The organism is Brachybacterium sp. ACRRE (assembly GCF_022346485.1).
GTDB classification, from domain to species: Bacteria; Actinomycetota; Actinomycetes; order Actinomycetales; family Dermabacteraceae; genus Brachybacterium; species Brachybacterium halotolerans.
Map to the genome: position 1 here is coordinate 35,215 of NZ_JAKRMO010000039.1, position 7,677 is coordinate 42,891.

A 7,677-nucleotide genomic window follows, 5' to 3' on the forward strand; every position below is an offset into this window, starting at 1 on the left:
GATCTCCGCGTCGAAGATTCCTCACATCCCGCCCGCCGTGCCCCGGCGTCGGGATGTCCGGGCGCGGCGGTAACGTGGTCCGCGCTGTGACACCACCGACGACACCCCAGACAAGCGACCCGCACCGGCCCTCGACCGCGGCGGCGCAGTCCCTCCCACCGGCATACCCGGAGCGCGCCGCCTGGGGCACGGCCCCGAAGCTGCGCGCCTGGCAGTCCGAGGCCCTCGCGATGTACCGCGAGCGCGCCCCCAAGGACTTCATGACGGTCGCGACGCCGGGCGCAGGCAAGACCACCTTCGCGCTGCAGATCGCCGCGATGCTCCTCGCCGAGGGCACCGTGCGCCGCGTGACCGTGGTCGCCCCGACCGAGCACCTGAAGACCCAGTGGGCGGACTCCGCCGCGCGCGTGGGCATCTCGCTCGACCCGAACTTCACCAACGCCCAGGGGCGCCATGGCGCCCACTTCCAGGGCGTCGCGATCACCTACGCGCAGGTCGGCATGAACCCGATGCTGCACCGGGCGCGCACGGAGGCCGAGCGCACCCTGGTGATCCTCGACGAGATCCACCATGCCGGCGACGCCCTCACCTGGGGCGAGGGCGTGCGCGAGGCCTTCGATCCCGCCACGCGTCGCCTCGCCCTGACGGGCACCCCGTTCCGCTCGGACTCCTCGCAGATCCCCTTCGTCGTCTACGAGGAGGACTCCGAGGGCTTCCTGCGCTCGAAGGCCGACTACTCCTACGGCTACGCCGACGCGCTGCGGGACAACGTGGTGCGCCCCGTCATGTTCATGACCTATTCGGGGCGCATGCACTGGCGCACGAAGACCGGCGACGAGGTCTCCGCGCAGCTCGGCGCGATCGAGACCAAGGACATCACCCAGCAGGCCTGGCGCACGGCCCTGGATCCCAAGGGCGAGTGGATCCAAGCGGTCCTCGCCGCGGCCGACAAGCGCCTCACGGAGATGCGCCGCCACGTGCCCGACGCGGGCGGCCTGGTCATCGCGACCGACCAGAAGACGGCGCGCGCCTACGCCGCGACTCTCCACGACATCACCGGCGAGGAGGTCACGACCGTCCTCTCGGACGATGCGGGCGCCGGCAAGCGCATCGAGGCGTTCTCGGACTCCGAGGACCGCTGGATGGTCGCCGTGCGCATGGTGTCCGAGGGCGTGGACGTGCCGCGCCTGGCCGTCGGCGTCTACGCGACGTCGACCGCGACCCCCATGTTCTTCGCGCAGGCCGTCGGCCGCTTCGTGCGCTCGCGGACCCGCGGCGAGACCGCGAGCATCTTCCTGCCCTCGGTGCCGATCCTCACCGCCCACGCGGCCGCCATGGAGGAGGAGCGCGACCACGTCCTGGACCTGCGCCCGCAGGAGGGCGATGCGGAGACCGGGCTCGACGAGCACCTGATCGAGGAGGCCAACCGCACCGAGCAGGCCTCCGACCAGCTCGAGCTCTCCTTCGAGGCCCTCGAGTCGAACGCGTCCTTCGACCGCGTCCTCTTCGACGGCGGCGAGTACGGCGCCGGGGGAGACGCCGGCAGCGAGGACGAGCAGGAGTTCCTGGGCATCCCGGGCCTGCTCGACGCCGACCAGATGCGCACCCTTCTCCAGGAGCGCCAGGCCAGCCAGATGGCCCGCCGCTCGAAGAAGGGCGAGGGTGCCGCGAGCGAGGCGGACCGGGCGATCCCCGTCGTCGACCACCGCCGGCTCATGGACCTGCGCAAGGAGCTCTCCTCCCTGGTCTCCGCGTGGGCCCGCAAGTCCGGCACCCCGCACGGCCAGGTCCACAACACCCTGCGCTCGCGCTGCGGCGGCCCCGCCGTGCCGCAGGCCAGCGCCGAGCAGATCGAGGAGAGGATCGCGGTCGTGCGCGGTTGGTTCGTCGGCCGCCGCTGAGGACCGGGCCCGCACCCCGCTGGGACCGAGCTGACCGCTTCGTCCCACCCGCTTCGTAGAATCGATGAACCACGCGGTCCACGCGACCCCGGAAGGAGGACGCCGTGCACGGACACGATCCCGACGCCGACACGGACGGCGGCTCGCGCACCGTCGGCGTCCTCGACCCCGAGCGCGCCGCGCAGGCCGAGGACCTCGAGGACGGCCCCTGGCAGACGGTCGTCTGGAACGACCCCGTGAACCTCATGAGCTACGTCGAGCACGTCTTCCGCACCTACTTCGGCTTCAGCCGCGCCCGCGCCCACCAGCTCATGCAGCAGGTGCACGAGCAGGGACGGGCCGTCGTCTCCCGCGGCTCGCGCGAGCGCGCGGAGTCCGACGTGCAGGCCATGCACTCCTACGGCCTGCGCGCGACCCTCGAGCGCACGGAGGAGGGCTGATGGCCCACGCGTTCCGCCCCCGCCCGGGAGGCGACATCGCCTGCCGTCTGGACGGCGAGGAGAAGGCGATCATCAGCCAGGTCGCCCAGGAGGTCGCCGAGCTCATCCGGCACGACCTCGACCTGCGCGAGGAGCCCGGGGCGGTGCGCGCCGCCGCCGGATCGGACGATCCCCTCGAGCGCCTCGAGGCCGAGTTCGCGCAGTCCTCGGTGCGCGCGCCCCGCGACTCCGCGGTGCGCCGACTCTTCCCCGACGCGAGCACCGATGCGGCCGTCGCCGAGGAGCTGCGCCGCCTGGGCCAGCAGGACCTCGCGACCGAGAAGATCGAGGACCTCACCCACCTGGTGCGTGCCCTCGACGGCAGCGGCCCCGGTGACGGCGAGGTCACCGTCCCCGCCGACGACATCGCCTCCTGGCTGCGCGCCATGAACGACGTGCGGATCGTCCTGGCGGATCGGCTGCACATCACGCAGGACGGCGACTTCGAGACCCTGCGCATGCTCCAGCAGATCGGGGAGCGCGTCGAGGACGCGCCCCCGCTCGAGGACGAGGACGGCGTGGCCGGGGCCGATGTCGTCGCGGCCGTCTACGAGCTGCTCACGTGGCTGCAGGAGAGCCTGCTGCGCGCGATCGACGAGTACTGATCGACGGGCCGGTCGCGGCCCCGCGGACGGTGTGATGTCCCGCGCACTGAGTGCGTCCTCACTGAGGGCTGAAAGGATCCTGCCTACTGTGGGGCAGATGAGCAACGCGCCGATCGGGATCTTCGACTCCGGGGTCGGGGGCCTCACGGTCGCCCGAGCGATCCTGGACCAGCTGCCGCGCGAGGAGCTCCTCTACATCGGGGACACCGCGCACACGCCGTACGGTCCCCGTCCCATCGCGGAGGTCCGCGCCCTCGCCCTGGGGATCATGGACGATCTCGTCGAGCGCGGCGTGAAGATGCTCGTGATCGCCTGCAACACCGCGAGCGCGGCCGTGCTTCGCGATGCCCGCGAGCGCTACGACGTCCCCGTCATCGAGGTCATCCAGCCCGCCGTGCGCCGCGCCGTCGCCGCGACCCGCAACGGCCGCGTCGGCATCATCGGCACCCAGGCGACGGTGGGCTCGCGCGCCTACGACGACGCCTTCGCCGCCGCCCCGAGCCTGCAGATCACCTCCGCCGCGTGCCCGCGCTTCGTCGAGTTCGTCGAGCGCGGCGAGACCCAGGGCGACGAGGTCATCGGGATCGCCGAGCAGTACCTGGCGCCCGTCAAGGAGGCGGGCGTGGACACGCTCGTGCTGGGCTGCACCCACTACCCGATGCTCACCGGCCCCATCAGCTACGTGATGGGATCCGAGGTCACCCTGGTCTCCTCGGCCGAGGAGACCGCCCTGGACGTCTACCGCCAGCTCGTGGCCGGCGGCATCCAGCGCACGGACCCGAACCCGCCGGCGCACGTCTTCGCCGAGACGGCGCCGCACGACGGCACCCCCTCGATGTTCTCGCGCCTCTCCCGGCGCTTCCTGGGCCCGTCCGTGACCATGACCGCGACCCTCCCGGTGGTGACCCCATGAGACTGACCGTCATCGGCTGCTGCGGCAGCTTCGCAGGACCCACCGGCGCCGCCTCGAGCTACCTCCTCGAGCAGGACGACGAGGACGGCCGCACCTGGCGCATCCTCCTGGACCTGGGCAGCGGCGCCTTCGGGCCCCTCCAGGCGCACATCGACCCGGCGACGCTGGACGCCGTGGTGATCTCCCACCTGCACCCCGACCACTTCCTGGACCTCACCGGCCTCGAGGTGTTCTGGGCGTACAACTCCCGTGATCTGCCGCGCCTGCCGATCTTCGCCCCCGAGGGGCTCGCCCACCGCCTGCGCGCGGTGCTGGGCCGCGAGGGCGACGTCCCCGACGGCGTCACCTGCCTGCCCTTCGACCACCGTCCGATCCACGACGGCCAGGAGATCGAGATCGGGCCGTTCCGCATCGAGATCGGCGCCGTGCGCCACACCGTCGAGTCCTTCGGCATGCGCGTGACCGCAGGGGGCGGCGTGCTCACCTACTCGGGCGACACCGACACCTGCGACCGCCTGCTCGACCTCGCCCGCGGGGCCGACGTCTTCCTGTGCGAGGCCGGATACATCGAGGGCCGCGACGACCGCTTCTCGGGCGTCCACCTCACCGGGCGGCGCGCGGGGGAGGCAGCGGCCGCCGTCGGAGCCCGCAGCCTCGTCCTCACCCACATCGCCCCCTGGACCGACCCGGAGGTCACCCTGGCCGAGACCCGTGCGGTCTTCGACGGGCAGATCACCATGGCGCGCCCGGCGCTCGTGGTCGAGACGGAGTCCGTGCGCGCGCTGCCCTGAGCAGAGCCCGCTCCTGAGCGGAGCCCGCTCCTGAGCGGAGCCCGCTCCTGTGCGGAGCGCACGGCCGACGGGCCGATATCCTCGACTGCGTCCCGCGGGCCCCGCCCGCCACCCGAGCAGCGAGAGAGGTGCGCGGCCCATGAGCGCGACCACCCCCGAGACCCACCGCACCGGCCCCAGCACCGACGGCCCCCGCGTCGACGGCCGCACGGCCGATGAGATGCGCGAGGTGAGGATCACCCGCAACTGGCTCGACCACGCCGAGGGCAGCGTTCTCGTCGAGTTCGGCCGCACCCGCGTGCTGTGCGCGGCCTCCTTCACCGAGGGCGTGCCGCGCTGGAAGAAGGGGTCGGGCAGCGGCTGGGTCACCGCCGAGTACGCGATGCTGCCGCGCGCGACCTCCACCCGCTCCTCCCGCGAGAGCGTGAAAGGCAAGATCGGCGGACGCACCCACGAGATCTCCCGCCTCGTCGGCCGCTCCCTGCGCGCCGTGGTGGACATGGAGGCCCTGGGCGAGAACACGATCCAGCTGGACTGCGACGTCCTCCAGGCCGACGGCGGCACCCGCACCGCCGCGATCACCGGCGCCTACGTGGCCCTCGCCGACGCGATCTCCTGGGGCAAGCTGCACGCCGCCGTCCCCGCCGCCCGCGAGGTCCTCACGGACTCCGTGTCCGCCGTGAGCGTGGGCATCGTCGACGGCGAGGCGCTCCTGGACCTCGAGTACCGCGAGGACGTGAAGGCAGAGACCGACATGAACGTCGTCGTCACCGGCTCCGGCTCCTTCGTCGAGGTCCAGGGCACCGCCGAGGGCGCGCCCTTCGACCGCTCCGAGCTGAACACCCTGCTGGATCTCGCCGTCGGCGGCTGCGCCGACCTCTCGGCGCTCCAGCGCGATGCCCTCGGGGTCGGCCGATGAGCCCGGCGGACGAGAACCGGGGGACCGGCGCAGCCCCGATCCCCGAGGGGGCCCGCATCATCATCGCGAGCCACAACCAGGGCAAGCTCCGCGAGCTCCAGCAGATCCTCGAGCAGATCGTCCCCGGATTCGAGGACGGCATGCTCGTCTCGTCGGCCGGCCTCGAGCTCCCCGACGTCGTCGAGGACCGCGTGACCTTCGAGGGCAACGCCCTGCTGAAGGCCCGCACGGTGAGCGCGGCGACGGGCCTGATCGCGGTGGCCGACGACTCAGGTCTCGCCGTCGACGTGCTCGGCGGCAGCCCCGGCTTCCTCTCCGCCCGCTGGTCGGGGCACCACGGCGACGACGAGGCCAACAACGACCTGCTGCTCGCCCAGATGGGCGACGTGCCCGCCGAGCACCGCGCCGCGCGCTTCGTGTGCGCGGCGGCGCTGGTCGCGCCCGACGGCACCGAGCGCGTCGAGCGCGGCGAGATGCCGGGCCGTCTCCTCACGGAGCGTCGGGGCGAGGGCGGCTTCGGGTACGACCCGCTCTTCGTGCCGGCGGATCAGCCCGCGGGGCAGGAGCGCACCGCGGCAGAGCTGAGCCCCGAGGAGAAGAACGCGATCTCCCACCGCGGCAGGGCGTTCCGCGCGATCGCGGGAGACATCGCCCAGCTGCTGGGCTGAGCGGCCGCCCGGCCGGTCCCGATCCCGCAGGGCGGGGCCGGCCGGGGTCTCAGACCAGCCCGGCGTGGGCGAGGGCGCGGCGCACGATCACGTCGTGGCCGTTGTCGAGCTCGGAGAGCACCTCGCCCTCGCGCAGCTCCGCGACGTCGAACCACGTGAGCTCGAGCGCGTCCTCCTGCGGGGCCGCCTCGCCGTCCACGGGCACGATGTACGCGAGCGAGATCGCGTGCTGCCGCGGGTCGGTGAACAGCGACTGGCCGGGCGTCGGGAAGTACTCGGCGACCGTGAACGGCACGGGCGAGACGGGGATCCGCGGCATCGCCATCGTGCCCAGGTCCTTCTCCACGTGCCGGGCGATGGCCTCGCGCAGCGTCTCGTGCACGAGCACGCGGCCGGAGACGATCGCGCGGATGATGCGCCCGCTCCCGGACGCGCGCAGCAGCAGTCCGACCTGCGTGATCGCGCCGTCGACGTCGGTGCGCACGGGCACCACGTCCACATAGGCGATGGGCAGTGCGCGGCGCAGCTCGGCCATCCTCTCGGGCTCGAACCAGGCGCCCTCGGCGTCCACGGCGGTGCGGCTCATGTGTCCTCCTGGAAGGTCGGGGAGTGGCGGACTGCTCAGAGTCCGTAGGGGCGCAGGTGGTGCTCGGAGAGCGGGAAGCGCGGCGAGGCTCCCACGGGCGCGGTGCGCGCGGGCTCCTCGGCGGCCTCACCGGCGATCATCTCCACCTGCCACGACTCGCCCTCGTGACGCAGCAGGGAGAGCGCGCCGTTGGGGATCGAGGGCAGGTGTGTCCCGGTGACGCCGGAGAGCAGCAGGCGGATGAAGGTGCCGTGGGCGACGACGAGCACGTTCTGGTCGGGGAAGCGCTCGGCGAGATCGTCGAGCGCGAGGTAGCCGCGGTCGGCGACGGCCTGCAGGCCCTCGCGACCGGGGAACGCGCGCCCGGGGTAGCGGGCCTCCATCTCGGCGACGTCATGCCCCTCGGCAGCGCCCCAGTCGATCTCCGTGAGCCGCGGATCCGTCCCGACGAAGGGGATGCCGTGGTCCTCGGCGATGATCCGACCGGTCTCCTCCGCACGCCCCAGCGGGGAGGAGACGGCCGCGTCCCAGGCGATGTCCGGCGCGCCGTCCAGCGCGTGGTGCGCCTGCTCGCGGCCGGTCGCGTTCAGCGGGATGTCGCTCGAGCCCTGGAACAGGCCCCGCAGGTTGTAGTCGGTCTGCCCGTGTCGCACGAGGCCGAAGAGGGTCATCGTCGGGAACGCTCCTGAGGACGAGGTGAGTGGGGGCCGACGGGCCGGCAGGTGCCGCGCATCGTCGTCCCGGCCAGGGTAGCCGTCCGCGGCGATGGTCCGGCGTCCAGGGTCAGGGGTCGTGCGGGTGGGTGGACGGTGGGG

General features: G+C 72.9%; 9 protein-coding genes. 7 read left to right on the forward strand and 2 right to left on the reverse strand.

The features are described 5' to 3' along the window. Positions 1-53: 53 nt before the first annotated feature. The 7 genes from MHY49_RS12160 (at position 54) to rdgB (ending at position 6,276) form a co-directional block, all read left to right on the forward strand. Positions 54-1,901, forward strand: coding sequence for a DEAD/DEAH box helicase (locus tag MHY49_RS12160; protein ID WP_239204451.1), 1,848 nt, complete (start codon positions 54-56; stop codon positions 1,899-1,901). Between the two features lie 104 nt (positions 1,902-2,005). Further along, positions 2,006-2,341: an ATP-dependent Clp protease adapter ClpS gene (gene clpS, locus MHY49_RS12165; RefSeq protein ID WP_228358041.1), complete on the forward strand. Its 336-nt coding sequence runs from the start codon at positions 2,006-2,008 to the stop codon at positions 2,339-2,341. Beyond that, positions 2,341-2,985, forward strand: coding sequence for a DUF2017 family protein (locus MHY49_RS12170; protein ID WP_239204452.1), 645 nt, complete (start codon positions 2,341-2,343; stop codon positions 2,983-2,985). The genes clpS and MHY49_RS12170 overlap by 1 nt, the downstream gene beginning before the upstream one ends. Positions 2,986-3,082: 97 nt before the next feature. Further along, a complete protein-coding gene (gene murI / locus MHY49_RS12175; RefSeq protein ID WP_239204453.1) occupies positions 3,083-3,898 on the forward strand; it encodes a glutamate racemase in 816 nt (271 codons plus the stop codon). Next, positions 3,895-4,689, forward strand: a complete 795-nt coding sequence (locus tag MHY49_RS12180) for an MBL fold metallo-hydrolase (protein ID WP_239204454.1) — start codon at positions 3,895-3,897, stop codon at positions 4,687-4,689. Before murI ends, MHY49_RS12180 begins: the two co-directional genes overlap by 4 nt. A gap of 139 nt (positions 4,690-4,828) precedes the next feature. Continuing rightward, complete coding sequence (gene rph, locus MHY49_RS12185) at positions 4,829-5,608, forward strand: ribonuclease PH (RefSeq protein ID WP_239204455.1); 780 nt, start codon at positions 4,829-4,831, stop codon at positions 5,606-5,608. Next, positions 5,605-6,276, forward strand: a complete 672-nt coding sequence (gene rdgB / locus MHY49_RS12190; RefSeq protein WP_239204456.1) for an RdgB/HAM1 family non-canonical purine NTP pyrophosphatase — start codon at positions 5,605-5,607, stop codon at positions 6,274-6,276. The genes rph and rdgB overlap by 4 nt, the downstream gene beginning before the upstream one ends. A 49-nt stretch (positions 6,277-6,325) precedes the next feature. On the opposite strand, the gene MHY49_RS12195 is transcribed toward rdgB, so the two are convergent. Continuing rightward, a complete protein-coding gene (locus MHY49_RS12195) occupies positions 6,326-6,862 on the reverse strand; it encodes a DUF4916 domain-containing protein (RefSeq protein WP_239204457.1) in 537 nt (178 codons plus the stop codon). A gap of 35 nt (positions 6,863-6,897) precedes the next feature. After that, the coding region (locus MHY49_RS12200) for a histidine phosphatase family protein (RefSeq protein WP_239204459.1) at positions 6,898-7,677 on the reverse strand (780 nt) is incomplete at its 5' end.